Here is a 26,368-nt window from a genome sequence, read left to right on the forward strand (position 1 = left end):
AAGTAATTACTGTCCATTTTTTTTTGGATATTTGTATAACCATTATATAAAAGTCTTATGAAACAATTTTACTTAATTGCAACTTTATTTTGTTCCCTGATTGCTAATGTTGGTTTTAGCCAGGAGACAGGACAAAAGAAACCCTTTAGTTCCACACAACACCTTTCGCCTGGACATTCAACAAACAAATCCACTTCATGTGGTGTTGATACGATTGTCTATCCTTATTTGAAAGAACTTACTTTTGCTTCGCCTTCCGATTCTTTCTTCGTAGATGCGATGGTTGGAAATGTTCGTACAGCGGCTCAGGCATATCATATAGATGATCAAATCCAGATTCACGGTGTACAATTTTGGGGTGGAGCATACAGTACTTCCTCCGCACCTCAAACTCTGCAGGTTCGTGCCTACCTGTATTCGGTTGATGCCAGCAATATGCCGTTAGTAAAGCTTGATTCTGCTGATGTAAACATTACGAATACGTATGATTATTATGAGGCGATTTTTGCAACACCTTACGTTTATGGCCAGAATTTCGCAGTTGCAGTGAGATCCGTACCGAATGACACGCTGGCTGTGATAACAAATAACGCAGGCAATACATGGACTGCTACTAATTATGGGGAAAGCCTTTCCTGGCGTCGTTTCGGATCAGGTGCGTGGAACGCGACATTGGCCTTTTTCGGTCAGGATCTGGAATATATGATCTTTCCAATCGTAAGCTATGATATCACTGCCGATTTCACTTCAGATGATCCAAGTTGTACGAATACGGTATCTGAATTTTACAGTACCTCCTCTTCCAATCTGGGCAACCGGATGTTGAACCTCAACGCCTTTGATGCTTACTGGAATATTGCGACAGCAGACTCGACCTTTACCTGGACGAATAACAGTATGGAGCAAATCGGTGAAGAAGCAACTTATACGTTTACATCACCAGGAGTAGAGACGATATCCCTGACAGCCGAAGTGCAGGGTTATTATACCAGCTGTTCGGATACATATTCGGATAGTATTATTGTGACTGAAGTGCCTGTTGCACAAACGAATCCTTCAACTCCAATCGTTATTTGTGACGGTGAGATTGCAGAGATATCGGCGCTGCCTTCAACAGGGGTAAGTTATCAATGGCTTATGGATAGTGTTGCGGAAGTTGATTCTACAAATGCGAATTATTCTACCGGTATAGCAGGTGGTTATGCTGTTATTACCTCAAATATTTGTGGTACCGACACGAGTGATGTGGTGAATGTTGTCGTTAATCCATTACCGCCAACACCAATCATTACCGAGTCCGGAGTATTTTTAATTGCTTCACCGGCCGGTGGGGTGTACCAATGGTATTTGGATGGAGCAGAAATTCTCGGAGAAACGAATGACTCTCTTACTGTTCTGCAAAACGGTACTTATACAGTGGTTGTAACCAATGCATTCGATTGCTCTTCTGAATCTGCAAACTTCGAAGTCGATTATGTCAGTTTAGCGGAAAATTCCCTGGATTTGATTTCTGTTTTCCCAAATCCTTCTTCCGGTCAATTTACTATTAAAGCGAAGACCAGCGGATTGATTTCAATTACTACTTCTGAAGGGAAACTTATTCATTCAGAACAATTGAGTGAAAACTCAGACATGTCAATTAATCTTTCCGAATACGGAAGCGCGGTATACTTTATCCGTTATTACGGAGAGGAAGGAGAGACAAGACTTCGTCTCGTTGTAAGTAAATAAGATCCATATAAGATAGGTCTTAAGTACCGAGCTGTAAGCATTTTTATCCGACCTGATGTTTTAAAAAAAACTCATCTTTCCAGACATGCCCTCTTATTACAAGGGGGCTTCATTTATTTCATGAATGAAATTCGTGAGAAATGGTTTTTTAATCCTAATTTTGCAGAAAATTATCATTGCATGGAGGAACGCAAACCAGCTTTACTGGTCCTGGAAGATGGAACAGTATTTTATGGAAAAGCAACCGGGAAGATAGGTACAACAACCGGAGAAATTGCTTTTAACACGGGAATGACCGGTTATCAAGAAGTATTTACAGATCCTTCCTATTACGGACAAATACTAGTCATGACAACATCCCATATTGGTAATTACGGTGTGAACTCGATTGAGGTGGAATCCGAAACTGTGAAAATTGCAGGCCTGGTGACCAAAAAATTTGCCCATAATTTCTCAAGAAGTTCAGGAGAGTCAAATTTGCAAGATTATTTAGTTGAAAATGACAAGGTTGGTATTACAGATATCGATACGCGATCCCTTGTTCGTCATATTCGACACAAAGGTGCAATGAACGCCATTATTTCATCTGAAATTTTGGATGAGAAAGCGCTTCAAAAACAAGTAAAGGAAGTTCCATCTATGGATGGTTTGGAATTGTCTTCAAAAGTGGCAACGAAAACTGCATATGAAGTTGGGGATCCCAACAGCTCATTACGGGTAGCATTGCTCGATTTTGGTGTGAAGAAAAATATTGTACGCTGTTTGGCTGACAGAGGATGTCTGGTAAAAGTGTTTCCAATGAATACTTCTATCGATGAGATGAAAGCATTTAACCCGGACGGTTATTTATTGTCCAACGGTCCCGGAGACCCATCTGCAATGCCAACTGAAATTGCGCTGGTAAAAGAATTGGTCGAAGTCGGAACCCCGATATTTGGGATCTGTCTCGGACACCAGATCTTAGGTTTAAGCCAAGGCTTGAAAACAGAGAAGATGTTTAACGGACATAGGGGGATTAATCACCCGGTAATGAACCTCATAACAGGGAAAGGTGAGATCACTTCACAAAATCATGGATTTGTAATTGATAAGGAAAGCGTTAAATCAAATCCTAGAATTAAAGTCACTCACGAACATTTGAATGATCAGACGATTGCAGGTATTATGTTGACTGACAAACCTGTCTTTTCAGTACAATACCACCCGGAGGCATCTGCCGGACCACATGATTCCCGCTATTTATTCGATCAGTTTATCACCAACATGAAACATGAGAAGCAGCGCTTCGAAGGGGACAAACGTTAGTGCGGACCAAATAAGAAACAAACAATTTCAAATAAAAAACATGAGTTATATCGCGCGCATTGTCGGAAGACAAGTTTTAGATTCAAGAGGTAATCCAACTGTTGAAGTGGATGTTTACACAACAAACGGTGCAGTCGGAAGAGCTGCTGTTCCATCGGGTGCTTCGACAGGAGTTCACGAAGCAGTGGAATTACGTGACGGAGACAAATCCATGTACCTTGGTAAAGGAGTTTTGAAAGCTGTTGAGAATGTAAATACGATGATAGCTGAAGAGCTTCTTGGAATGGATATTTTCGATCAGAAATTGATTGACCGTGTTTTGATGGAATTGGATGGTACTCCGAACAAATCAAAATTGGGGGCTAATGCCATTTTGGGAACATCTTTGGCGGTTGCTAAAGCCGCAGCGCAGGAAGCAGGATTGAGCTTATTTAAATACGTTGGGGGTGTTGGTGCTACTACCATGCCTGTTCCGATGATGAATATTTTGAATGGAGGATCCCATGCAGATAATTTAATTGATGTTCAGGAATTCATGGTTATGCCATTCGGAGCGTCTTCTTTTTCTGAAGGGTTGCGTTGGGGAACTGAAATATTCCACCACTTAAAATCTGTTCTGAAAGAAAAAGGAATGTCTACGAATGTTGGTGACGAAGGTGGATTTGCGCCGAACCTTGGGTCAAATGAAGAGGCTATCCAGGTGGTGTTACAAGCGATTGAGAAAGCAGGATTTAAACCGGGACATGATGTGCACATTGCTTTGGATGCAGCATCTTCTGAATTTTATAATGCAGAAAAAGGATTGTACTTATTTGAATCGACCGGTGAGGCGCGCACTTCTTCTGAGATGGTTGATTTCTGGGCTGACTGGTGTAAAAAATATCCGATTGTTTCGATCGAAGACGGATTAGCTGAAGATGACTGGGCCGGTTGGAAAGAAGCAACTGATAAACTGGGGAATAAGGTACAGTTAGTTGGAGATGATTTATTCGTTACAAATACAAAACGTTTATCACAGGGAATCGAAAAAGGAATTGCCAATTCAATTTTGGTTAAAGTAAATCAGATTGGTTCGTTAAGTGAAACGATTGAAGCAGTTCAGATGGCGACACGCAATAGTTATACATCTGTCATGTCGCATCGCAGTGGTGAAACGGAAGATAATACGATTGCAGATTTGGCTGTGGCTTTAAACTGCGGACAAATTAAAACAGGTTCTGCATCCAGAAGTGATCGTATGGCAAAATACAATCAACTTTTAAGAATCGAAGAAGAATTGGGAGAAACAGCTTATTATCCGGGAAAAAACTTTCGTTTTTTGTAGGTATAAAAAATAGGAATCATCTGATTATTGAGGGAGTTCGCCGAAGCGAGCTCCCTTTTTCTTTTATATTTTAACAAAATGTTTATAATTAGTGTGTTTTTATGAAGTGAAAGCAACCAAATTGTTTTTAAATCGTTTACAAATCAAAGCACTAATTATGAAGAATTTAATATTAAGTTTTGTTTTTGCGATGTTTGCCTTGTGGGGGAACACTCAAACCACTACTTCCCCAACAAATGCACCTGCTTTCTTTGCTCAATGTATGGTGAATTTGAACAATCAAAACGATTTGACAACATTGGAAAATCAATTGCGATCCATACCTTATGTTAGCGTAGTTCGAGTTGATGTTCCAACACACAGGTTGTTCTTAGTTACAAAAGATATCAGCAGCTTTACAGCGGCAGAATTTACATCCTGGATGGGAAGCTACTCTTCCTCTTACAGTTGCCTTCAAATAGGCTTACAAGGAGTAGATCCAATCAATCCATATCCATTTACTAATTGTTCTGAAAACTAATCCGATGAAAGCACTTTTATATTCTTTAATATTGTTTTGTTCATTTGGAGTTTGGGCTCAACAATTACCTGTGAACTGTAACCTGGCAGTACCTGGCTGTTCGACACCACAATTTCCGATTGTAGGTCAGCAACCTCCGTACAATACTCCTGATTTTGGTACAGGAACAATTTCTAACCCAAGTACAAATCCTCAGAATGGAAACAGCGGGTGTTTGTTATCCGGTGAAACAGTTTCAACATTTATTACGATCAATGTAGTAACATCCGGAACCTTACAATGGTCCCTAATCGGATTGAATCCTAATGGAACTCCATCCGGAAGCGGATGTTTCGACTGGATCATGTGGCCAAATGTGAACAACAATGGTTGCGCAGGAATCAATGGAAATACCCTTCCTCCGGTTGCCTGTAACTGGAATGGTATGTGTAACGGGAATACCGGGATGTCTACACCGGCAAATTATCCGCCAAATGCTTCCAACACAAGTTATCAGCCACCATTGAATGTAACAGCCGGGCAATCATTTATCCTTTGTCTATCAAATTATAGCTTTACAAATCAAAATGTTGACCTGGATTTCTTTGGTTCGGCTCAGGTTGTATGTGGAGTATCAGCTGCAGATCAAACAATTTGTCTCGGAAACTCAGCATCAGTAACAATTGCAACACCAGGGTATACCAATCCTGCATTCAATTGGCTGGTTACGACAGGTGTAGCTAATCCTACAGCAGGTACAACAACAGTTACACCAACAGTTACAACTACTTATTCGGTAGAAGTTACACAGCCGGCTATGGGATCGACTCCTGCATTGCGGGATACGGCAACATTTACAATTACAGTTGTGAATCCACCGGCACCGAATGCAGGTCCAAATCAAACAGTTTGTTTGGGACAACCGATTCAATTGACAGGTACTGTCGGCAGTCCGACAAATACTGCAAACTGGCAGGCAATTGTTCCAACTGGTTTAACACCTCCGGCAACAGCTTCCTTTTCGCCAAGCTTTAGTTCAATGAACCCGACAGTTACAGTAAACCAACCGGGTATTTATAAATTCGTATTGAGAGAAACAAGTACTATCTGCGGTATTATCAGAGATACAGTTGTAGTTACGGTTTCACAACTTCAAATTGCAGCCGCTACGACAAATCCAATTTGTAACGGATCAAGTGATGGTACAATTACGATTACCAGTGCAGGTGCAAGTGAATATAGTTTTAATAACGGTACAACCTGGCAAGCTTCAAATACCCTTGGAGGTTTTAGTGCAGGAACATACACTGTTTGCGCAAGAAATACTTTGGGATGTCAAAAATGTACAACGGTAACTTTGACTAATCCACCACTGATCGTTATGTCGGTTTCCAATGACACACTTATCTGTCAGAACGGTACTGCAACGATTTGGGCTTCTGCAACGGGAGGATCAACATATTCTTATCACTGGGATCACAGTCCGGCTTTAGTTGCGGTAACACAAGTAAATCCTTCTGCGAATGCGTATTATCCTGTTCAGGCTGAAAGCAACCTGGGATGCTGGTCAAACAGGGATTCGATCTATGTTATGATGAATCCTGTTCTTTCTGCAACGATGTCAGCGGACGCATTTACTTGTCCGGGATATGAAGATTCACTGACGGTTTATGCCTCAGGGGGAATCGGTGCACCTTATACAATTACCTGGTCAACCGGACAAACGGATGTGGGTACAGAAAGTACTTTGAATGATTCACCATTGCAAACGACTACTTACAGTGTGACGATTGACGATGTTTGTGAGACAACTCCTGTAACAATCTCCGGTATTATTAATGCATACCCGGTTCCTGTTCCGCAAATTGCTGTGGATCAAGCTACAAAATGTGAGCCTGCTGTATTTACACTGTATAACTTAGATTCGTTAAATACGGTGAGCACTATTTGGAGAATTAGCAACGGAGACGAATTTGTTGATATGGATTCGATCCTTACTTCTTCAACTATGAACGGAGCCTACGATGTTCAATTGATTGTTACATCTCCGGATGGCTGTATTGATTCAACAACATTCCCTGCTTATTTAACAGTAATGCAAACTCCGGTAGCTGATTTTAAATGGAGCCCGGATCCGATAACTATGTTTAATACACAGGTATTGTTTACACAGTACTCATTGTATGCAAATACTTACGAATGGAGTTTCCCGGGAGCATCACCGAATTCATCGACAAATGATGATCAAACGGTTTTGTACCCTGATGGTCAGACAGGAAGCTATTATGTTACTTTAATTGCGACTTCTTATTTGGGCTGTAAGGACACTGTCACGAAAGAGGTGAGAATTCTGCCGGAAGTAATTATTTATGCACCGAATGCATTCACACCTGATGGAGATGAATTCAACCAAACATGGAGAGTTCACATTGAAGGAATCGATAAATACGATTTCGACCTTCAGATCTATAACAGATGGGGAGAACTTATTTGGGAGTCACATGATGCAAATGCAGGCTGGGATGGCACCTACAATGGAAAACTTGCTCCTCAGGGAACATATACGTGGGTCATTCGAACCAGAGAACTGATTTCCGATAAGAAATATACCTGGAACGGAACGATAAACATGTTTAAATAATAATTGATCCGTATGGTAAGGGGCTGTTTGAATTTCAAATAGCCCCTTATTGTTTTTAAGTGAAACGACTTAAGAACCCTTTGTAATTTCGTCTTTCCGCCGCGGCGGACTATCGCTTTTTCTTCTTAATTTCGTAACATAAGTGGTACTTTATGAATCTGAACGAATTTCAAAACGATATAACAACAGGGATTCCTGCAACTCTTCCTTCAAAGAAAGAATTTGAACCGGCAATTAATCATGCTCCGAAACGAAAAGAAATTCTTTCACCCGAAGAGAAAATCTTAGCTTTAAAAAATGCCCTGCGGTATTTTCCAAAGAATCAGCATGCTGAGCTCGCACAAGAATTTTCCGATGAATTGGAAAAACATGGGAGGATCTACATGTATCGTTTCAGACCGGATTATAAAATGTATGCCCGCCCGATCGATGAGTATCCAGGTAAATCATTGCAGGCAAAAGCAATTATGCTGATGATCCAAAACAATTTGGATTATGCGGTTGCCCAGCACCCTCATGAATTGATTACCTATGGCGGAAACGGTGCTGTTTTTCAGAACTGGATCCAATACCGCCTGACGATGAAATACTTGTCTGAGATGGAAGATGATCAAACATTGGTCATGTATTCCGGACATCCGCTCGGACTTTTTCCTTCTCATAAAGACGCACCAAGAGTTGTCGTAACAAACGGAATGATGATCCCAAATTATTCGAAACCCGATGATTGGGAGAAATTCAATGCTTTAGGAGTTACGCAATACGGTCAAATGACAGCCGGTTCATATATGTATATCGGTCCGCAGGGAATTGTTCACGGAACAACAATCACTGTGTTGAACGGGTTCCGGAAAATTAAAAAAATGCCTTTGGGTTCTCTTTTTGTTACTTCCGGTTTGGGAGGAATGAGTGGAGCTCAGCCAAAAGCAGGAACAATTGCAGGTTGTATTACAGTTTGTGCCGAAGTAAACCCGAAAATTACGCGGATTCGTCATGAACAAGGCTGGATTCATGAAGTAATTGAAAACCTGGACGAGCTGGTGAAAAGAGTCCGCAAAGCACAAGCCGATAAAGAAGTTGTTTCGATCGCATATTTAGGAAACGTGGTCGATGTATGGGAGAAATTCGACAAAGAAAATATTCATATTGATTTGGGATCAGATCAAACATCACTTCATAACCCATGGGCAGGTGGTTACTATCCTGTCGGAATTGATTTCGATACTGCAAATGCCATGATGTCAAGTGATCCGGATTTATTTAAAAAGGAGGTTCAGCGATCACTGATCCAACACGCAAACGCCATTAATGCCCATACAGCGAAAGGAACTTATTTTTTCGATTATGGAAATGCCTTTCTGTTGGAAGCATCCCGTGCGGGAGCAGATGTTATGGCAGAAAATCAGATCGATTTCAAGTACCCTTCCTATGTTCAGGATATTATGGGGCCAATGTGTTTCGATTATGGATTCGGGCCATTTCGTTGGGTTTGTGCTTCAGGCAAAGTGGAAGATTTACAAAAGACAGATGCGATTGCATGCGCAGTTCTGGAAGAGATGAAACAACGAAGTCCGGAAGAGATTCAGCAGCAGATGGCAGATAATATTCAATGGATCAAAGGCGCACAGGAGAATAAACTGGTTGTTGGTTCACAGGCTCGAATTCTGTATGCTGATGCTGAAGGAAGAATGAAGATCGCTGCTGCATTTAATGAGGCGATCTCAAAAGGCATTATCGGGCCGGTTGTGCTTGGACGTGATCATCACGATGTTTCCGGAACAGATTCCCCTTATCGCGAAACATCTAATATTTACGACGGTTCGCGCTTCACTGCTGATATGGCGATTCAGAATGTAATCGGGGATGCCTTCCGCGGAGCAACCTGGGTTTCCATACATAATGGCGGTGGAGTAGGCTGGGGAGAAGTAATCAACGGCGGGTTCGGAATGTTACTGGATGGTTCCGAAGATGCATCCAGAAGATTGAAATCGATGTTACACTGGGATGTGAATAATGGAATTGCCAGAAGAAACTGGGCACGGAACGAAGGTGCTATTTTTGCAATTAAACGTGCTATGGAAGCAGAACCCAAGCTGAAGGTAACTATTCCTGAGTTTGTGGATGAAGAGCTTTTAAAAGGCTTAAAACAATAAAACTGGACTCAGGTTCGTTTCCTGAATTATGTTTTGGAATGGAAAGGTGATTAAGAGGGAGTTGAACTCCCTTTTTCTATTTAGAGTACCTTGATTTCCACTCTTCGATTACTTTGTTCCTCCGAAGCGAACTTTGCATTGGGGAAAATAGGCATTGTATTTCCGTACCCAACAGTTGTTAAGCGGTTTTTATCGATTCCGTTTTCAACCAGGTAATGAAAAACTCTTTTTGCCCGGGCTTCAGAAAGTTTTTGTGCTTCAAAAGTATTTTCTCCATTGGAATGCACGTGACCCTGGATTTCTACTCTTATTCCGGCGTTTAAAGCCAGGAAATCTTTTAGCCTTCTTAATTTCGGTTCTGCACTTTGAAGAAACTCCGAGGATCCCGGAATAAATTCTATTTCATCAATCTGCATGCTCTTTCCTTCCCCCAGGGGTTCGATCCAAACCACAATTTCTGTTTCCGTATTAGCGGATACAGGCTCTTCCCGGTCAACAAAGAAATAACCTTCAGCATCAATTTTCAATTGTACTTTACCCGACTTTTCTATTGAGAAACGGAAGTCTGAACCTTGATATGCGGCGGTGATACCTTTGATTCCGCCAATGGTAATATTTGCAATGACCGGTTTTCCGGTTTCGTAATCACGAACCAGGATTGATAAACCCGGTTCTTTCTTATCTGTTCTAAGATCAAAAAGCTTACCGCCTTCCGATGTTTCCTGAAGTTCACCATTTATTGGTTCAAAGGTGAAGTTGACATCTACATACCCTTTCATCTTTGGCGTACCAATGAAACAAATAATCAGTTCCTTTCCTGAAGCCAGGTCAATGGGATATAATGTACTTGCCGAAACGACCAAATCCAGTCCAAGTTCAAGTGAGGGTTTAGTGATAATTCTTCTGATCTCCGCAGAACCCTTCGCAATTTCTTCACAAGGATATTTTGTTTCGCCCTCAAAAATGATCATTTGAATGGGTTGGGGGCATGTTGCTTTCAGTGAGAATCTTCCATTGTAGGAAGCTTTAAATGAGCAGAATAGAGAGTTTTTTTCTTCGAGATCGCTTAACATGTCGTAAGCCTTGAAGTCATTTACTTTTCCGCCTTTTCCGGAGAATTGCATTCGGTATTCTCCTGTCTGAAGCACATTCGTAGCGCCCGTACAGTCAGAAATAGCATCTGAGCTTTCAAGAATCTGCTGGCCAAAGGCATTTATGGCAAAAAAAGAAATAAATAAAAGGAAAGCAGATTTCATCAGACTGCAAAGATAGTTTTTTCATCAGTTTTGAAAAAGATCCTTTTTTTCGACTTTCTGAATGGGCTGAATGAGCGTATTAACTGTATTTTCTGGTTATTGTTTAACATTTAGCTGCGCTTTAAGGCAAGTTCTAAGGTACAAATGATCCGTCGTGGGGAAAATATGTACAACGCTTACATCATGTGTTTTTCCTTGTAAACTGAAGTCTCCTGTTTTCTTTTGGAGATTCCGGTCTATGCTTTTCTTTAATTCGTTAAACTGAGTGCTTAAATCCAATTTGGTGGCTTTTTCCAGCTCCGAATATATTCGGTTTGAAAACAGCCATTTTGCGCTTTTGAGAAGAATGCTTTTTGTTTTTAAATCGTACTCGAGTTCGGTAAGTTCCAGGATCTTTGTCTTGTTATCAAAACTAGGAATCCCCTGAAGGTATAAAATTCCTTTTTTTGTTCCGCTGAATTGGATTGCCAGGATTAATTTCTTTTGATCCAATCCGCTTACTTTCACCCCAAGAAATTCAAAGTGATTTTTTTTGAAATCAATGGTTTTACCTTTGACTTGTTCGGTGAATAATTGTGATATTGAATCGTAGTTTAATTCGAAATCAGTGAAAAGATCAAAGGTATCCTTCGGTGTACTTGGGATTATATTCAACCTAGGAAGATCTGATACCGGAGTTTTAGCTGAACTTTGATTCAGGTAAGTTTTGCAATTCAGTACAAGTGTAGTATACAATTTGTTTTGGTCTAAACGGGGTTTAACCAGGGAAAGCGAAATCGGTTCGAAATGAATATAACCCAGATAGGGGATTCTGACAGCTTGATTCATATTCTTCCATAAATCCCCAGCTTCTTTCTGGAATGAAATAGCAGACAATTGTTTGTCGGTCTCTTCACACTGTTTTTTCAATGTTTTCTTAACCTCTTTAATCACTTCATCCGTGGCATCGAATCTGAAAAGTGTTACTTCACAAGGATTTAGGGATTTTAATTCATCAATAGTTGTGTGTGTGCTTAGTCCATAATTTTCATTAACGGATAGTTCTGTTGCGAAACGAATTCTTAACGAGGGTCTTTTTTCGTTGATTCCGCAAGAAAACGGAATGGGCGGGTTTAAACAAAAAGGTGTTTCACTTAACAATCCCGAACATGCAGCGCAATATTCCATCTTGATCCAGTAGGAGCCATGTAATTCGGATAACAGGTGATTATTAATTGTAGTGATATTGAACGAATCTTTTTGAAACTGAAATTCATAACGGATCCCACTGCACGGTTTGTCGGAGCCGGTAGTAAATTCGGGAACATTTTTATTGGCTTGCTTAAAATAAGTTGAAAGATTTATTTCCACAGGAACAACAATGCTGTTGATCATGGAATTGATTTCAGGTGGGCTGTCAGCTAAATTAAGACTCGTTGGGGCTTCCGGCTGAATAGAGCGGCAGGAACTGCTGAGAAATAAAAGAGAAATAATCGCGATTTTGAATTTTAATACGTGCACAATGTCGAAATTTCATGATTGACATTTTCAAAATTAGTATTAACTTCAGGTTATGAAGCCAATTTTTTATTTTGTTATTGCATTATCAGGACTTCTGTCATGTACAAAGTCGAGAACCTGCGAGTGCTCGGATGGATACAATTACGCTGTTAATACCTCAAAAAAAACAGCCGAGGATGCTTGCGAAAAGTATTCAACGGAAGAAGTTGATTGCAGTATCAACTAATCAGATTTTCTTTTTGAATTTTACATCAATTAAATGAATAGTTGTTCATTTTTGGATTTCCATAAAATAATCAAGGCTTATTTCAGTGAGTTTTTTTTGATTAAAAACAGCCAGAGAGCTCTGTAATCGGGGTTTTCGCTTTTTTGATATTGAAAAATCGCTGTAGATGAAAATATTGCATTCTAACAATTGTCTTTATAATCGTTTGTTGAATAAAAAAAAGAAACTATATTCGCGGTGTTAATTTATATTTTATAACCTTCATCTCAAATTAGTATGAAAAAATTTATTTTGGTTGCTGCAGTAGCAACATTCGGATTGGCTTCTTGTAAAAAAGATTATGTATGTACGTATACAGATGCTAACGGGAATACTCAAACAACAAGCTACAACGGATTGAACAAATCTGGTAAAACTGCAGCTGAGGCTTCATGTGCACTTTCTGGAGGTACATTGTCTAAAAAATAATAAATATTCTCGGAATATTATTATTCAGGTATTCAAAAGGGCTGTTTCGAAAGAAGCAGCCCTTTTACTTTTAATGGGTTTTTGAATTCCCCTTAAATTATTCATTCAAAAAAAACACCCACTAGTTGCGGGTGCTTTTTCTGTTTATGAATAGATCCGTAAAATCAAATCGTTTCAATAATGTTGTTGAATGTTTCGCTGGGTCTCATAGCTTTAGTTGCTAATCCAACATTTGGCTTATAGTAACCACCGATATCTGTTTTTTTGCCTTGAGCCCCGATCAACTCGGAATTTATTTTGGTCTTGTTGCTTGTCAGTAATTCAGCTATAGGCGTGAATTTTGCTTTCAATTCGGCATCATTGTTTTGGTCAGCCAAGGCTTGGGCCCAATAAAGAGTCAAAAAGAAATGACTTCCGCGGTTATCGATCTCTCCAACCTTTCTTGCAGGAGATTTATCGTTTTCCAGGAATTTTTCAGTTGCTGCATCCAAAGTTTCAGCCAATACTTTCGCTTTTTTATTTCCGGTTGTATTGAACATATGCTCGAAAGAAACTGCCAATGCTAAAAATTCTCCTAATGAATCCCAACGCAGATATCCTTCTTCTAAAAATTGTTCTACGTGTTTCGGAGCGGAACCTCCTGCACCGGTTTCAAATAAACCACCTCCATTCATCAAGGGAACAATAGAAAGCATTTTTGCAGATGTTCCGACTTCAAGGATAGGGAATAAATCCGTTAAATAATCACGAAGAACATTTCCGCTTACTGAAATCGTATCCAAACCTTTCACAATGCGTTCCAGAGTAAACTGAGTTGCCTGATCCGGAGAAAGAATGCGAATATCCAATCCCGATGTATCGTGATCCTTTAAGTATAATTCCACTTTCGAGATTAGTTCCGCATCGTGAGCACGGTTTTTATCCAGCCAAAATACGGCTGGAGTATTGCTCAAACGAGCTCTTGTCACAGCTAATTTTACCCAATCGCGAATTGGAGCATCCTTTGTCTGGCACATTCTCCAGATGTCCCCGTTTTCAACAGCATGTTCCAGCAAAACGTTACCATCTGCATCGATTACACGAACTTTACCGTCGGCCGGGATTTGGAATGTTTTATCATGCGAACCATATTCTTCTGCTGCTTGTGCCATTAAACCAACGTTGGGAACAGATCCCATTGTAGTTGGATCAAGCGCACCATTTTTTTTACAGAAATCAAGAACCGTTTGGTAAACACCGGCATAAGATCTGTCGGGAATGATCATCAAAGTATCCTGCAGTTGTCCGTCTTTGTTCCACATTTTACCGGAAGTTCTGATTGCTGCGGGAACTGATGCATCCACAATCACATCACTGGGAACATGTAAATTGGTGATTCCTTTTTCGGAGTTAACCATTGCAATACCCGGATTTTTAGCGTAAACCGCATCGATGTCCGCTTGAACAGCAGCTTTCTTATCTGCAGGAAGGCTTTCAATTTTGTCGTATAAATCCCCTAAACCGTTATTCGGATTAATACCCAATTTAGCAAACTCATCAGCATGTTTTTCAAACACATCTTTGAAGTAAACTGAAACAACGTTTCCGAATATAATCGGATCCGAAACTTTCATCATAGTCGCTTTCAGGTGAAGGGAAAGCAACAGGTTTTTCTCTTTCGCTTCTTCAATTTCCTTCGCGATATATTTACGTAAAGCCTGTTGGTTCATTACCGAAGCATCGATGATTTCACCGGCCTTTAAAGCTGTTTTATCTTTTAATATTTTGGTTGTTCCGTCATTTTGGACCAATTCAATTTTTACATCGGTAGCGTCAGGAAGCACCACTGATTTTTCACTTCCGTAGAAATCGCCCTCCGGCATACTTACTACTTTGGTTTGTGAATCGGCAGTCCAAGCCCCCATTGAATGCGGGTGTTTTTTTGCGTAATTTTTTACTGCTCTCGGTGCACGTCGATCGGAATTTCCTTCGCGAAGCACCGGGTTTACAGCACTTCCTTTAATTTTATCGTATTTGGCTTTTGCATTTTTTTCTTCCTCGGTTGCAGGAGTTTCAGTATAGTCGGGAACCTTGAAACCCAAAGCCTGTAATTCAGCAATAGCCTCTTTCAATTGAGGAATGGAAGCCGAAATATTGGGAAGTTTAATAATGTTTGCTTCAGGAGTTGTGGCTAATTTACCTAATTCAGACAATGAGTCCGGAACGCGCTGTTCCGCTGTTAAACACTCGGGGAAAGTTGCCAGAATTCGTCCGGCAAGTGAGATATCTCTTGATTCCACTTTAATTCCTGCCGTTGCAGCAAAAGCTTTTACGATTGGTAAAAAAGAATACGTTGCTAAAGCCGGAGCTTCATCAGTAAGTGTATACAGAATTGTTGAATTTGAATCTGCCATAATTTGATTGTTATAATTGATTGCTGTTAGGAATAGTTCCTAAACTGATGATGGCAAATTTAATGGTTGGGGATTGGAATATCAATAAATAAGTGGCTTAATTTTGAAGAGTTTGTAACAGTATCAATGGAATTGTTAATTTTCAATTTTAAATTGTTGGTTTTAAGGCTTTTGTATGTTTCGAATTCGCGAATTTACCTTAACCTATTCGTTTCAAGTATTCAGTCATTTTTTCTAAGGCTTTTCCACGATGGCTCATGGCGCTCTTTTCATCGGTGCTCATTTCAGCAAAGGTCTTATCACTTCCTTCAGGAACAAAAATCGGATCGTAACCAAAACCATTGGTTCCCCGCTTTTCCTGGATGATCGTTCCGTTAATCCGTCCTTCAAAAAGATGTATTTTGTGGTGAATCGATAAGGCAATTACTGTAGTGAAATAAGCGCTTTTATCCGATTGATGGTTTAATTTTTCGATAATCAAATCCATGTTATCATTAGCGTCTCGCTGGGGACCGGCATAACGGGCGGAATACACTCCGGGTTCGCCATTCAAGCTCGGAATGACTAGGCCGGAATCATCTGAGAAACACGGGACGTTCATTCTCTCTGCTATAAAAGTGGCTTTTTGAATCGCATTTCCTTCAATGGTATCCGAAGTTTCGGGGATTTCATCGTGAAAATGAATCTCTTTCAAAGAAATCAACTGTATACCGAGGGGTAAAATCGCTTTGATTTCAGCGATCTTGTGCTCGTTGGATGAAGCGAAAAGTAGTTTCATGCATTGAATTTTGATGTAATGTACGGTTTTTTCAAAAAAATAATGGTGGTACTATACTTATATCAGGGTGAAATGAATGATTTTTTTTCTTAGTATGGAGTCTGGATTACTAACAGTGATAAGAATGGAACATTTGGTTCCGGGTTTTAATTTTTTCAGTTTACGTATTACTGAGATGGGAATGATACTACCACCTCCATAATGACCCTTGCTTCCGGAATACCAAATTTCCCAACTGTGAATGGTAAAACGATCAGGTACTAAACACGGTTTCTCGTAGTGCATACTTAGAACAGATTCTTTATTTAGATCTGAAATTCTTAAAGTACTATCTAGAAGTTCTTCCTCGAAGTATAAAGCCGGAGGACTAAGATTTTTAAGATTGAAGATATACCGTTGGACTTGTCCATCGGCAGTTTCTACAAGCAGAGTGTCGTATTTTACGGATCCGGGAGCCCGGTATCTGAGTTGGATTTGATTAGAAGCCAGACAGCTGTCTGCTAAGTACAATTCACCTTTACTTTTAATCGAAATTGTATCTGTCTTGGCAAATGTTCCGTATTCAAGTGCGATGAGGTTGTTGTATCCTCGATAAAGTATTGTCGAATCAATATGCTGCAGGCCCGTGATATGAATGTCATTATGATTTACGGCTCCCTCTTTTTTAATAGAGATTATAAACTTCATTCCTGTTCGGCTAAAGTTTTCAAACGCTTTAAAGGAACAATATTCTGTTATGCAATTTGCAGTTTCCCGATAAGTAGTTTCCTTTCGGTACAGAAGATTGCTATATGCAGCATCTACTTCCTTGTCAAAACGTTCTTTCCAGTCAGAACCATATTGTGCTTCCAGTTTGAGGTAAGTTTTGTTGTTTAATTGTTCTATACTGTCAATAAATTCATCTGTTACTAAACAACCTGAAACAGGAAGGTACACGAGATTCCAATTTTTGGCAACTGAATCTATCGCGATATCATAGTCATCCCATGATTGAAATCCGTATGTACGAATGACAAAACGGGTGCTATCGTTTTGTGACAACAGGGAAAGATGAGTCAAAAGAAAACAAAGTGCGATAAGATGCTTCATAAATTATTCAAAAGTAAATTTCAGGAATTGGTAACCGTTGATGCATTGTAACCAAAGTAATTTTTAAAAGCATTCGAAAAATGCGAGAAATTCTCGAAGCCCACATGCAGGTAAACGTCGGAGGGTCTTAGCTTTGTGGATTGAAGCAGGTTCCTTGCCTCAGCCAATCGTTTTTGTTTCAACCATCTTTCCGGGGTTTCACCAAACGTTTTAGCGAAATCACGCTTAAAAGTGGAAAGACTTCTCCCTGATAAACGTGCAAACTCAATGATGGGGATATTGAACAAATAGTTCTTCTGCATAAATGCTTCCAGATCTATTTTGAAGGGTTCACTAAAATCGAAAAGGAAACCATAGAAAAACTGATCCAAACGCAGCAGGAGCTCTATAGCTTCTTCCGTTTTCAAAGCTGCCATTTTGGAAGTAAAGAAATCGGGTTTGTCAAAATAGGGAATAAGCGATTGGAAAAATCCGTGTATGAACGATTCCCGGGAGATCTCATACAGCGGATTTCCGGTAAAACGTTCTTGTACAGGGATGTTATTTTGCAGTCCGAATTGCCGCAGAAAATCTTCGGTCAGAAAGATCGTGAAAGACTTGAAGGGCTTTCCGTCAGCTGAAGGATGTTTACGTGTTTTCAGCAAAGTATTCTTGCGCATAATTCCCATTTCACCTTCTTCAAAAAAGCGGGATCCTTCCGGGGTGAAAATTTCCATTCTTCCGGATATCACAATACTTAATGCATGATGAATAACCATTTGCTCGGTTCCGAAATGCTGTTCATGTACACAGGAGAACAGCATGTTTTCCTGAAGTTGATCTGCCATTATTTGGGAAGTTGACTCAATAATATTTTATCCATTGTTTTATCTCCGACCCATTTGCGGAAAAACAGAGCTGGTTTTGCCATATATCCACCTGAATAACGGGTCTTTGGTTTCTTTTCAGCAATGGCTTTTGAAATCAGGCGCGAAATAACTTCCGGTTCTGCATTTTTTGAAATCGTGGTTTCAAATGCTTTTTTGAATTTGTTGGCCATTTCACTGTAAGCTGTATCCTGGGTGGTTTTGATAAGGTTCTCATATGCAATAGTTGCCCATTCTGATTTTACTCCACCCGGTTCAATCACAACAACATCTATTCCGAACGGTTTTACCTCCATACGCAAACTATCACTCATTCCTTCAACAGCAAACTTGCTTGCGTGGTACCAGGCTCCAAAAGGAGTTGCTATTTTTCCTCCAATGGAAGAAATATTGATGATTTTCCCGCTTTTTTGTTTCCGCATGGATGGAAGAACAAGCTGTGTCATGCGCGCCAATCCGAAAACATTGACATCAAACTGACGTTTTGCTTCTTCGATTGAGACATCTTCTATGGTTCCATATGAGCCATAGCCGGCGTTATTTACCAGCACATCGATTCTTCCTTCTTTTTCCAGGATTGTTTTAACGCACGACTGCATGGATTCATCATTCATTACATCGAGCACGATGGTTTTCACTCCTTTTTGGGCAAGTTCTTTCAGCAGATCAACTCTTCTTGCCGCACCGTAAACAATGTGTCCTTCTTTTGCCAGGTCCTGCGCGAAGACTTTTCCCATTCCGGAAGAGGCACCGGTAATTAAAATCACTTTTTTCATACTATTGAATTTGATACCGCAAAGTTCAATTGAATATAAGGAAATGATTTTGTTTAGCAGTTCAAATTGTTTTGTTCACAAGTCCAGATTGAAATTGAAAAATGGTAGTAGGTGCGCAAAGCATTGCGTACCTACCATTTTTCAATTGAATTATTTCTGGTTCTCGTTGAAACTCATCATCCAGTTGATGCCGAATTTATCTTGCCACATACCGAAGTAATCTCCCCAAAAAGTTTGATCCATAGGCATGGTTACTTTTCCCCCGGCGGATAAACCATTAAACAAGCGATCTGCTTCCTCTTTGGTATCAGCATTAATTGAAATTGAAAAATTGTTTCCTTCTTTGAAACTGGCGGCCCATTCTCCTCCGGTATCACTTCCCATCAAACAGGTTTCCTTACTGATTGGCAGGGAAATGTGCATGATCTTTTCCGCCAACGCAGGATCCGCCTTGTTTCCGCCTTCCTGGGGCATGTCTTTGAATCTTCCCAAATATGGGAATTCTCCTCCGAAAACAGATTTGTAAAATAGAAATGCTTCCTCGCAGTTTCCATTAAAAGTTAAATAAACATTTACAGTTGCCATGTGATATTAATTATTGGTTTCACTTAATTCTTTTACTTTTTCCAAACTTTTCGGGAAGCGTTTTTTCATAAATTCAATGTGAGGATCCGTAACATCCACTTCTACTTCCAGTTCGGTGGTGTTTGCATTAATTTCTACCAGGCGGTAGATTTCAAAAGCACCTGTCCAGCGTTTCGTTTCTTCATTGATCTCCTGTTCCTGAAAATTATTGATATCTCCGATATGTTTGAAAACAACCAGTTCGTTTTCTCTGAAGAAGACGACATCACTATACATTCCATTTCCATCCGGCATTAAAAAATGAATCCGGGCATTTGGTCCCAGATCCCCGGAATAGTATGATCCTTCACCAAATGGTAAAGTCCAGATTTTATAGCTGTCTTTTTCCCAAAGTGTCCTCCATACTTTTTCTTTTGTTGCATTGATATTGATCGAAAAATGAAGTTTCTCTATCAGATACAGGTAATTCCTTAAGGATGTTTTAATGATAGCGTCCCAACCCATTTGATAATTTTCAGCAGAGAAATTTGATCCGGCATCGGAAAAAGATTCCACCCCTTCATGAGTTAAGGTTAATTTCGAGTGTTTCTCATCGATGGGTTCAATCAGCCAGCTTACAACGGATGAACCTTTCGATTGTTCCGGGTGTTCCCAGGTATGCACAAATTTCCTGCCTTTTTCCAGTTCAAGCACGGTGCAATGGTGCCTGAACTTCCTGGCTTCTGATTCGTAAAAATCAAAACTTTCACCAACTGTTGTGGTGAAGTGAGGTATATGGAAATACCATTTCTTAAAATGTGAAGGATTTGTAATTGCGTCCCATAGATCACGAGCGGGGACATCAAATTCCATGATTGTTTTAACTATCGTATTCGTCATAATCCCACTTTTTAGATTTCAAGTCCCGATAGAGATTCGGATTTCAAGATTTATCCCTAACTATCCATTAATTTATTTCCCCCATTTCTCATACCACATCAGGTAAGAAAGCAGATACCAGATTTTTACACCAAATTCTTTTTTTCCGGCTAAAAACCCGGTTTTTAACTTCTCAATTTCTTTCCAGTTGAAAAGTCCGGTTTCATTAATTTTATTTTCAGACAAATAAGTTTCCAATAAATCGCGCAATTCATTTTTTAACCAGGATTCGATTGGAATTGCAAAACCCATCTTTGGCCGGTCCATTATTGATTTGGGAACGTATTGATGGACAATTTCTTTCAAAAGCCATTTTTTTGAACCGTCGCGGTATTTTAATTCATCAGGCAACTGAGCAACATATTCAATCAATCGGTGATCCAATAAGGGTTCCCGGCTTTCCAAACTAACTGACATGGATGCCCTGTCTACTTTTTGGAGAATATCATCCAATAAGTAGGTTTGATAATCCATTGCTTGGGCAAAAGCTAACGGACTGTAGTTTTTTAATTCCGTGCTGTCAAAATAAGTGCTTAGCTTTTCGAATCGTGTGTTACACAGTGCATTAATTTGGTCTTCTGTAAATAATTGACTCACACTGAGCATGATATTTTGGTCACTTGTGTTTCGAAGGATTGATTTGGTTTTTTCGTAGCGCTGTGCAAAGTTGTACTTGTTCTTCAAAACCGGTATAGATTCTGCAGCAACCAAATTCATTACTCCAGCCATACTTTTTCGTGCAAAGCCAGGAATTTTATTCAATTTTCCTCCGTACTTGATAATCATTTCGTACCGGTTATACCCGGCAAAAACTTCATCACCTCCATCAGCACTCAATGCTACTGTAACGTGTTGCTTGGCAATTTTAGAGACTAAAGTTGTTGGTATTGCGCTGGAATCCGCAAAAGGTTCATCATAGAAATAGGGAAGTTGTGCGATCAGATCAATTGCATCTTTTGCAGTGCATTCCGTTTCCGTATGATTTGTCTGTAATCTTCCTGCAATTTCCTTCGCATATGGAGCTTCATTTAACCCGATATCCGGGACGGAAATAGTGAATGTACGTAAAGCCTCCGTTCTTTCTTTCTGAAGTAAGGCTGTTACACAGGTACTGTCATAACCGCCACTTAGAAATACTCCGACCGGCACGTCAGAGATCATGCGGTATTCACAAGCGGATTTTAAAATGCGTTCGGTTTCCTGTTTTGCTTCTTCAACGGAAATTGTCAGTTTGGGTTTGTTGTAATAATCGTAAACGTTCCAGTACTGTTGAGGAGTGAAATTGAAATTTTCCAAGGAAGTGAGGACATAGTGACCCGGTTCCAGTTTGGAGCAATGTTCAAAGATGCAGTGCGGAGTAGGAACACTGCCATATTGCAAATAGGCCTGAACTGCTTTGGTATTGATTTTCTTTTCGAAACCCGAATGTTTGTGGAATGCCTTTAACTCGGAAGCAAAAAGAAACAGCCCGTCTTTATGATAAATAAATAATGGCTTTATTCCTGCGCGGTCCCTCGCAATAAATAATTCTTCCGATTTCGAATCGTAAATAACAAAGGAGAACATTCCGATAAAGCGATCCAGGCAGTTTTTACCCCATTCACCGTAAGCGTGCAAAATGACTTCCGTATCTGATTCAGACAGAAAAGAATGACCCAGGTTTTCAAGTTCGATTTTGATCTCGGAAAAGTTATAGATCTCCCCGTTAAAGACAATGGTAAACTGATTCCATGACATGGGTTGTCTGCCCAGTTCCGAGAGTTCAAGAATGGAAAGCCTCCGGTGGCCAAAACCGATTTTATAAGTCGATGTTCCAAGAATAAAGGTCCCGAATCCGTCCGGTCCGCGATGCTCAAGTGCGTGAGTCATGCCTTCCAGTTCCTGTTCTGAAGAAGCTCCATTGAAGTCAATAAATCCAGCTATTCCACACATGCCTTTGTCTTGTTTTTATTCACTTTTGAGTAGCTAGTAAAGATATGAAAAAGACTTTAAGATATTAGGATTTTAAGACATTAAGACTGTAAAATAAAAGTTTAGGATCTTAAAATCATGAAGTTCTGATATCTGACGTAAGCCTGTTAAAAACTCTGCTGATAAGTCTTGAAAACAAGCCCGTGATCGAAAAGACTAATTTTTTAATTTTCTGGAATCATTTTAAACCCTTCAAAAATGGAAAACACACAAAAATTACAAGAGGAAATCACAGTGCTTGAAGCACAGTTGACGGGTGACATGTTTGCAGATATGGACATCAAAGACAAAATCCACAATTTGAAAATGCAGGTAGAAGGGGTTCGTCCGATGGACAGCTACATCGAATGTGTTGGTTGCGGTTCTTAGAAAAAGTCACGTCAATTATTTAAAGCATTCATCTGGTGGTGGATGCTTTTTTTTATGATTTCATCCTGAGATCTTTCTCATCAAAGATTCAAATGGCCCATGGTTGAATCTTTTTCTCCAAAGAACACTGAAAAATACGGAGAAAATATAAAACAAAACGGCGTAAGCAAAGATATAAGCAGGAGGAGTCGGTTTCTCATCTTCTAATAAGCCGGTATATGTTTTACCCGTTAATAAACCCAAAATAATCATACCAAGTGTCAAATGAATTACATAGAGTGAAAGTGTCATTTGACCGGTTTTTTGGAGTGCCAGAATGAATTGATTGTTGGAGAAACGTTCTCCCAAAGCGATACAAACCGGGATTACCATCAATGCAAAACCAATTGTGATCAACATAAAAGGTAAATAAGGCGGGAAATATTCAGCCAAAATGTAGTTTGTCCAAAAAGGATCAAAATAATCATGGAATGCTAAAAACCTACCGAACTTGATTAGTAAGAAAAGGCCTAATCCAATTAAAAACACCCTGCGTTTTAGAGCGATGCCATTCCAGTTTAATTTCCCCAACCACATCCCTAGCAGAAAATACGCAACCCATGGAAAGAATGAATTCCACCCATTGTAAAATGTATTTCTGAGGAAGCCTTTCAGAGACCAAAAATCAGTGTATAGAAAAAAGTTGAAACCCCAACCCGTTTCAATCGGGATGATGAGGAGAAGAATATGAAAAACGATTATTGCTAAAAATGCAAACAAAAGATATAAGCGTTTGTTCAGGAATAGCAAAAATGCTGCAAGATGCATATAACCTCCGTAGAAGTGTAAAATATCACCCGACCACCAGCTGTAAAGAATCAGTCCTAATGCAAATAGAAACCAGGACCGCTTCAGTACTTTGGACTTAATCTTTCTTTTTTCTTCCCGGGTGGAAATATCCTTTGAAGTCATTAATGACAAGCCCATCCCGGCACAGATAATAAAAATTGCCGTAGAATTTCCGGTAAAGATATTCAGGAAGCGTCCAAATGAATCGGTCGGACTCATTAAAGACCCAAAACTGAAATTGAAGTTTACGATGAACATGCCAAAGATGGCGTAAGCTCGTGCCAAATCAAAACCGATTATCCGTGAGTTCATGTGAAGAAAAAATTACTGGAGTAAGTTCAAATACTTTTCTTTCCATACATCCACACTCCATTTCTGTTGAATGGATTCGAGGGCATGATTGCCCAATTCGGATCTTAATTGCTTATTCTCCAACAAAAGCCGAAGTGCATCTTCCCATTCCTGAGTTGTTTCTGCAATAAACCCGTTTTCGGTATGCTGAATGATTTTGGTATTTACACCAACCGGAGAAACAATGGCAGCCATTCCCAGGGCCATGTATTGCAATGCCTTAAACCCACATTTTCCTTCGGACCATGCGTCAAGAACGAGAGGCATGATCCCGATCTGGATTTCTGCCAAATCTTCCATTTCCGTTTCTTCCTTCCAATCCTGATAGAGTAAGGATTTCAACTGGTAATTTGGCTTTTTATTCGAGATTACCTTGAATATGAAATCAAATTCATTTTCCAGTTTTCGCAAAATTGGAATTACAAAGTCGAGGTAATGCATGGTGGAATGGGTTCCTGTCCATCCGATCACCATGGGTATTTTTTTGTGGTCGACTCGTTTTGTATGCTGGTTTTTTGTGTCAATGGTTGTAGGGATCACTTCCACACGGGAGTTGAACTGTTGTGCGTAAGCAGCAAGGAAATCATTTCCTGCACTTACTTTACTTGCCCATTTGATGAGGTAAGGAACTTTCCAATAACATTTGAGTTTTTGAAAACGTGCATTAGCCGAGCTGTAATTCGGGATCCAGATCGCATCATCGAAATCATAGACGTATTTTTTGCGCATGATCTTCACCAGGATCCATTCAAATACCGGTGGGCCGAGATGTGTCATTTCCCGATGCATGAAGATGTGTTTTGCACCGATCAATTGAAATAAAAGAATCCAGCGACGAAGGAAATTGTAGTTCAGATCCACGAATTTCTGAATAAACCGGCCTTTCTGATAAAGTCTGTTCCAGCTTTTTGGGGTGTGAAAAGAATGATACCGGATTTCAAAATGATGCTTCTCCAAAAAATGAATGTATTGCTCGAATCGAAATCGTTGGGAAGGGGCTTCTCCTTTTGGATACGGGGCAATAATATGGAGTTTTTTCACTTTCACGGAAGCAAAAATGAGCTTTTTTTTTGAGATTACAGGCAAAGAAATTAACCTGCGAATTTATCGTAAATATCAAAGTAGGATTCAACTCCACGATCCAGTCCAAAATATTCCCTCGCTCCAAGCATTGTTTTTTTTCGGTCAAAAGTTGTGAAGTCCAGGGAGAAAGCAGAAAGCGTTTCTTCAGAAGTGTCTTTTAAAACCACCCCGGAACTGTAACGGAAAACGATTTCATCGGTGTCGCCAACTCCGGCATTGCAAATAAGCGGGATTCCCATGGCCATAATCTCGCCTTGTTTCGTTGGGGAGGAAGCTTTTTTGGAAAAACTCGGACGGATAAAAAAGATTGAACAATCAAAGAGAGCGAGAAAAGAAGGAACTTTCTGATGCTGCACGGAAACGATCCGGATTGAATCTGAATTGATACCCAATTCCTTTGCTTCCAGGTGAACAATGGATGGAGCTTCCTTCGTGACAAATAAAAAAACCGCATTTGGTTTCAGATGAGTAATGCGTTTGAAGGCCAGAAGCATTTCTCTTAGCTGGTACCAGGTTCCTATGGATCCGACATAACCAACCACAAATTTGCCATTCAATTGATATTCCAATTTCTTTTTATGAACCAGATCCGGATCTGTTTTTTCAGGGTCGAAGAGTTGCAAATCAACACAGCAGGGGATAACCTTGATTTTATCCGAAGTAACATTTTTCAGGTTCCATGACAGAATCTCAGCTTTTCCGATTTCAGTTAAACTGACAATTGCATCACTTTCTTCGAGGTAAGCCCGCTCTTTCTTTTTGAAATAGGAATAAATAAACTTGTAAAGCGGATTTTTTAAATTCCAGATTTTTCCTTCTACCCGTTCATCTGCCCAAAAACCACGCATATCGAAAAGAAATTTCACGCCCTTTTCCTGCTTCAGCTTCAATCCAACCAGGGCGCTGATATAACTGCGGCAGTGCACTAATTGAAAATGTTTTTCCCGGTGTAGGGCAAAAGCGGTTTTTCTCATCTTCCTGATATCCAGGATCGTTGACAGAACCGGTGGATTTTTGGTGTAGAGGAGCGGTTTCCAATGAATGTTGTGTTCAACGCAAAGTGCTTCAATTTTATTTTTTTCCTCGGAATACCTGTCTGGTTTTTCAAAGCTGATGAGCGTGATCCGGAATCCTTTTTTACTTAACCCGGCTAAATAGGGAAGTACCTGACTTTGTCCAAGGGGGTCTGTCATACCATCATAAGACAGGTAAAGTATATTCTTCATTTTTTCAGGATTCAGTTAGATGCCTTCCGACA

General features: G+C 39.9%; 21 protein-coding genes. 8 read left to right on the forward strand and 13 right to left on the reverse strand.

The genetic code is table 11. From position 1 onward, the window contains the following. Nucleotides 1-57 precede the first annotated feature (57 nt). The 6 genes from K0S23_RS10155 (at nt 58) to K0S23_RS10180 (ending at nt 9,653) form a co-directional block, all read left to right on the forward strand. Nucleotides 58-1,731, forward strand: coding sequence for a T9SS type A sorting domain-containing protein (locus K0S23_RS10155; protein WP_300356803.1), 1,674 nt, complete (start codon nt 58-60; stop codon nt 1,729-1,731). Nucleotides 1,732-1,911: 180 nt separating this feature from the next. After that, a complete protein-coding gene (carA, locus tag K0S23_RS10160; RefSeq protein ID WP_300356805.1) occupies nt 1,912-3,036 on the forward strand; it encodes a glutamine-hydrolyzing carbamoyl-phosphate synthase small subunit in 1,125 nt (374 codons plus the stop codon). A gap of 40 nt (nt 3,037-3,076) precedes the next feature. Beyond that, nucleotides 3,077-4,360: a phosphopyruvate hydratase gene (gene eno / locus K0S23_RS10165; protein ID WP_300356807.1), complete on the forward strand. Its 1,284-nt coding sequence runs from the start codon at nt 3,077-3,079 to the stop codon at nt 4,358-4,360. A 157-nt stretch (nt 4,361-4,517) separates the two neighbouring features. Then, nucleotides 4,518-4,880, forward strand: a complete 363-nt coding sequence (locus K0S23_RS10170; RefSeq protein ID WP_300356808.1) for a hypothetical protein — start codon at nt 4,518-4,520, stop codon at nt 4,878-4,880. A gap of 4 nt (nt 4,881-4,884) precedes the next feature. Then, entirely contained in the window at nt 4,885-7,500 is a 2,616-nt protein-coding gene (locus K0S23_RS10175) for a gliding motility-associated C-terminal domain-containing protein (RefSeq protein WP_300356809.1), read from the forward strand. Nucleotides 7,501-7,652: 152 nt separating this feature from the next. Then, on the forward strand, nt 7,653-9,653 hold the full coding sequence (locus tag K0S23_RS10180; protein WP_300356810.1) for a urocanate hydratase: 2,001 nt from the start codon (nt 7,653-7,655) through the stop codon (nt 9,651-9,653). A gap of 80 nt (nt 9,654-9,733) precedes the next feature. Here the strand turns inward: K0S23_RS10180 and K0S23_RS10185 are convergent, their stop codons facing one another. Continuing rightward, nucleotides 9,734-10,909 (reverse strand): OmpA family protein, encoded by a 1,176-nt coding sequence (locus tag K0S23_RS10185; protein ID WP_300356812.1) that lies wholly within the window; start codon nt 10,907-10,909, stop codon nt 9,734-9,736. 96 nt (nt 10,910-11,005) lie between these two features. Further along, nucleotides 11,006-12,409 (reverse strand): DUF4403 family protein, encoded by a 1,404-nt coding sequence (locus K0S23_RS10190; RefSeq protein ID WP_300356814.1) that lies wholly within the window; start codon nt 12,407-12,409, stop codon nt 11,006-11,008. Nucleotides 12,410-12,911: 502 nt separating this feature from the next. Between K0S23_RS10190 and K0S23_RS10195 the strand changes: the two genes are divergently transcribed. Further along, nucleotides 12,912-13,103: a hypothetical protein gene (locus K0S23_RS10195; RefSeq protein ID WP_300356816.1), complete on the forward strand. Its 192-nt coding sequence runs from the start codon at nt 12,912-12,914 to the stop codon at nt 13,101-13,103. A 164-nt stretch (nt 13,104-13,267) separates the two neighbouring features. Here K0S23_RS10195 and K0S23_RS10200 read toward each other — a convergent pair whose 3' ends face one another. The 8 genes from K0S23_RS10200 to asnB all read right to left on the reverse strand — a co-directional run bounded on the left by K0S23_RS10200 (nt 13,268) and on the right by asnB (nt 22,440). Next, entirely contained in the window at nt 13,268-15,496 is a 2,229-nt protein-coding gene (locus K0S23_RS10200) for an NADP-dependent isocitrate dehydrogenase (protein WP_300356818.1), read from the reverse strand. Nucleotides 15,497-15,695: 199 nt separating this feature from the next. After that, the gene (gene rdgB / locus K0S23_RS10205) at nt 15,696-16,274 is read right to left on the reverse strand and encodes an RdgB/HAM1 family non-canonical purine NTP pyrophosphatase (protein ID WP_300356820.1); all 579 of its coding nucleotides are present in this window, start codon (nt 16,272-16,274) and stop codon (nt 15,696-15,698) included. Nucleotides 16,275-16,331: 57 nt separating this feature from the next. Further along, nucleotides 16,332-17,363 (reverse strand): hypothetical protein, encoded by a 1,032-nt coding sequence (locus K0S23_RS10210; protein ID WP_300356822.1) that lies wholly within the window; start codon nt 17,361-17,363, stop codon nt 16,332-16,334. A gap of 20 nt (nt 17,364-17,383) precedes the next feature. After that, complete coding sequence (locus K0S23_RS10215) at nt 17,384-18,190, reverse strand: AraC family transcriptional regulator (RefSeq protein WP_300356824.1); 807 nt, start codon at nt 18,188-18,190, stop codon at nt 17,384-17,386. Then, on the reverse strand, nt 18,190-19,005 hold the full coding sequence (locus K0S23_RS10220) for an oxidoreductase (protein ID WP_300356826.1): 816 nt from the start codon (nt 19,003-19,005) through the stop codon (nt 18,190-18,192). Before K0S23_RS10220 ends, K0S23_RS10215 begins: the two co-directional genes overlap by 1 nt. Nucleotides 19,006-19,155: 150 nt before the next feature. Continuing rightward, entirely contained in the window at nt 19,156-19,590 is a 435-nt protein-coding gene (locus K0S23_RS10225) for a VOC family protein (protein ID WP_300356828.1), read from the reverse strand. A 6-nt stretch (nt 19,591-19,596) separates the two neighbouring features. Then, the gene (locus tag K0S23_RS10230; RefSeq protein ID WP_300356830.1) at nt 19,597-20,469 is read right to left on the reverse strand and encodes an SRPBCC family protein; all 873 of its coding nucleotides are present in this window, start codon (nt 20,467-20,469) and stop codon (nt 19,597-19,599) included. A 72-nt stretch (nt 20,470-20,541) separates the two neighbouring features. Further along, complete coding sequence (gene asnB, locus K0S23_RS10235) at nt 20,542-22,440, reverse strand: asparagine synthase (glutamine-hydrolyzing) (protein WP_300356832.1); 1,899 nt, start codon at nt 22,438-22,440, stop codon at nt 20,542-20,544. 237 nt (nt 22,441-22,677) lie between these two features. Between asnB and K0S23_RS10240 the strand changes: the two genes are divergently transcribed. Next, nucleotides 22,678-22,848 carry a hypothetical protein gene (locus K0S23_RS10240; RefSeq protein WP_013685511.1) on the forward strand — a complete coding sequence of 57 codons (171 nt, stop codon included), beginning with the start codon at nt 22,678-22,680 and terminating at the stop codon, nt 22,846-22,848. Nucleotides 22,849-22,908: 60 nt separating this feature from the next. Here the strand turns inward: K0S23_RS10240 and K0S23_RS10245 are convergent, their stop codons facing one another. Genes K0S23_RS10245 through K0S23_RS10255 form a run of 3 tightly spaced genes read right to left on the reverse strand, consistent with a single transcriptional unit; the run spans nt 22,909 to nt 26,336 of the window. Beyond that, entirely contained in the window at nt 22,909-23,988 is a 1,080-nt protein-coding gene (locus tag K0S23_RS10245; RefSeq protein ID WP_300356835.1) for a DUF418 domain-containing protein, read from the reverse strand. A gap of 12 nt (nt 23,989-24,000) precedes the next feature. Beyond that, nucleotides 24,001-25,074, reverse strand: a complete 1,074-nt coding sequence (locus K0S23_RS10250) for a glycosyltransferase family 4 protein (RefSeq protein ID WP_300356837.1) — start codon at nt 25,072-25,074, stop codon at nt 24,001-24,003. Nucleotides 25,075-25,118: 44 nt separating this feature from the next. Beyond that, nucleotides 25,119-26,336 carry a glycosyltransferase gene (locus K0S23_RS10255; RefSeq protein ID WP_300356839.1) on the reverse strand — a complete coding sequence of 406 codons (1,218 nt, stop codon included), beginning with the start codon at nt 26,334-26,336 and terminating at the stop codon, nt 25,119-25,121. Between the last annotated feature and the right edge of the window lie 32 nt (nt 26,337-26,368).

Origin of the sequence: Fluviicola sp., from assembly GCF_029266855.1 — a bacterium.
Taxonomy (GTDB): domain Bacteria; phylum Bacteroidota; class Bacteroidia; order Flavobacteriales_D; family Crocinitomicaceae; genus Fluviicola.

Excerpts from the sequence above, each read along its gene's own strand:
- K0S23_RS10155 (WP_300356803.1), top strand. The coding sequence starts at position 58 with ATGAAACAATTTTACTTAATTGCAACTTTATTTTGTTCCCTGATTGCT.
- carA (WP_300356805.1), top strand. The coding sequence starts at position 1,912 with ATGGAGGAACGCAAACCAGCTTTACTGGTCCTGGAAGATGGAACAGTA.
- eno (WP_300356807.1), top strand. The coding sequence starts at position 3,077 with ATGAGTTATATCGCGCGCATTGTCGGAAGACAAGTTTTAGATTCAAGA.
- K0S23_RS10170 (WP_300356808.1), top strand. The coding sequence starts at position 4,518 with ATGAAGAATTTAATATTAAGTTTTGTTTTTGCGATGTTTGCCTTGTGG.
- K0S23_RS10175 (WP_300356809.1), top strand. The coding sequence starts at position 4,885 with ATGAAAGCACTTTTATATTCTTTAATATTGTTTTGTTCATTTGGAGTT.
- K0S23_RS10180 (WP_300356810.1), top strand. The coding sequence starts at position 7,653 with ATGAATCTGAACGAATTTCAAAACGATATAACAACAGGGATTCCTGCA.
- K0S23_RS10185 (WP_300356812.1), bottom strand. The coding sequence starts at position 10,909 with ATGAAATCTGCTTTCCTTTTATTTATTTCTTTTTTTGCCATAAATGCC.
- K0S23_RS10195 (WP_300356816.1), top strand. The coding sequence starts at position 12,912 with ATGAAAAAATTTATTTTGGTTGCTGCAGTAGCAACATTCGGATTGGCT.
- K0S23_RS10200 (WP_300356818.1), bottom strand. The coding sequence starts at position 15,496 with ATGGCAGATTCAAATTCAACAATTCTGTATACACTTACTGATGAAGCT.
- rdgB (WP_300356820.1), bottom strand. The coding sequence starts at position 16,274 with ATGAAACTACTTTTCGCTTCATCCAACGAGCACAAGATCGCTGAAATC.
- K0S23_RS10210 (WP_300356822.1), bottom strand. The coding sequence starts at position 17,363 with ATGAAGCATCTTATCGCACTTTGTTTTCTTTTGACTCATCTTTCCCTG.
- K0S23_RS10215 (WP_300356824.1), bottom strand. The coding sequence starts at position 18,190 with ATGGCAGATCAACTTCAGGAAAACATGCTGTTCTCCTGTGTACATGAA.
- K0S23_RS10220 (WP_300356826.1), bottom strand. The coding sequence starts at position 19,005 with ATGAAAAAAGTGATTTTAATTACCGGTGCCTCTTCCGGAATGGGAAAA.
- K0S23_RS10225 (WP_300356828.1), bottom strand. The coding sequence starts at position 19,590 with ATGGCAACTGTAAATGTTTATTTAACTTTTAATGGAAACTGCGAGGAA.
- K0S23_RS10230 (WP_300356830.1), bottom strand. The coding sequence starts at position 20,469 with ATGACGAATACGATAGTTAAAACAATCATGGAATTTGATGTCCCCGCT.
- asnB (WP_300356832.1), bottom strand. The coding sequence starts at position 22,440 with ATGTGTGGAATAGCTGGATTTATTGACTTCAATGGAGCTTCTTCAGAA.
- K0S23_RS10240 (WP_013685511.1), top strand. The coding sequence starts at position 22,678 with ATGGAAAACACACAAAAATTACAAGAGGAAATCACAGTGCTTGAAGCA.
- K0S23_RS10245 (WP_300356835.1), bottom strand. The coding sequence starts at position 23,988 with ATGAACTCACGGATAATCGGTTTTGATTTGGCACGAGCTTACGCCATC.
- K0S23_RS10255 (WP_300356839.1), bottom strand. The coding sequence starts at position 26,336 with ATGAAGAATATACTTTACCTGTCTTATGATGGTATGACAGACCCCCTT.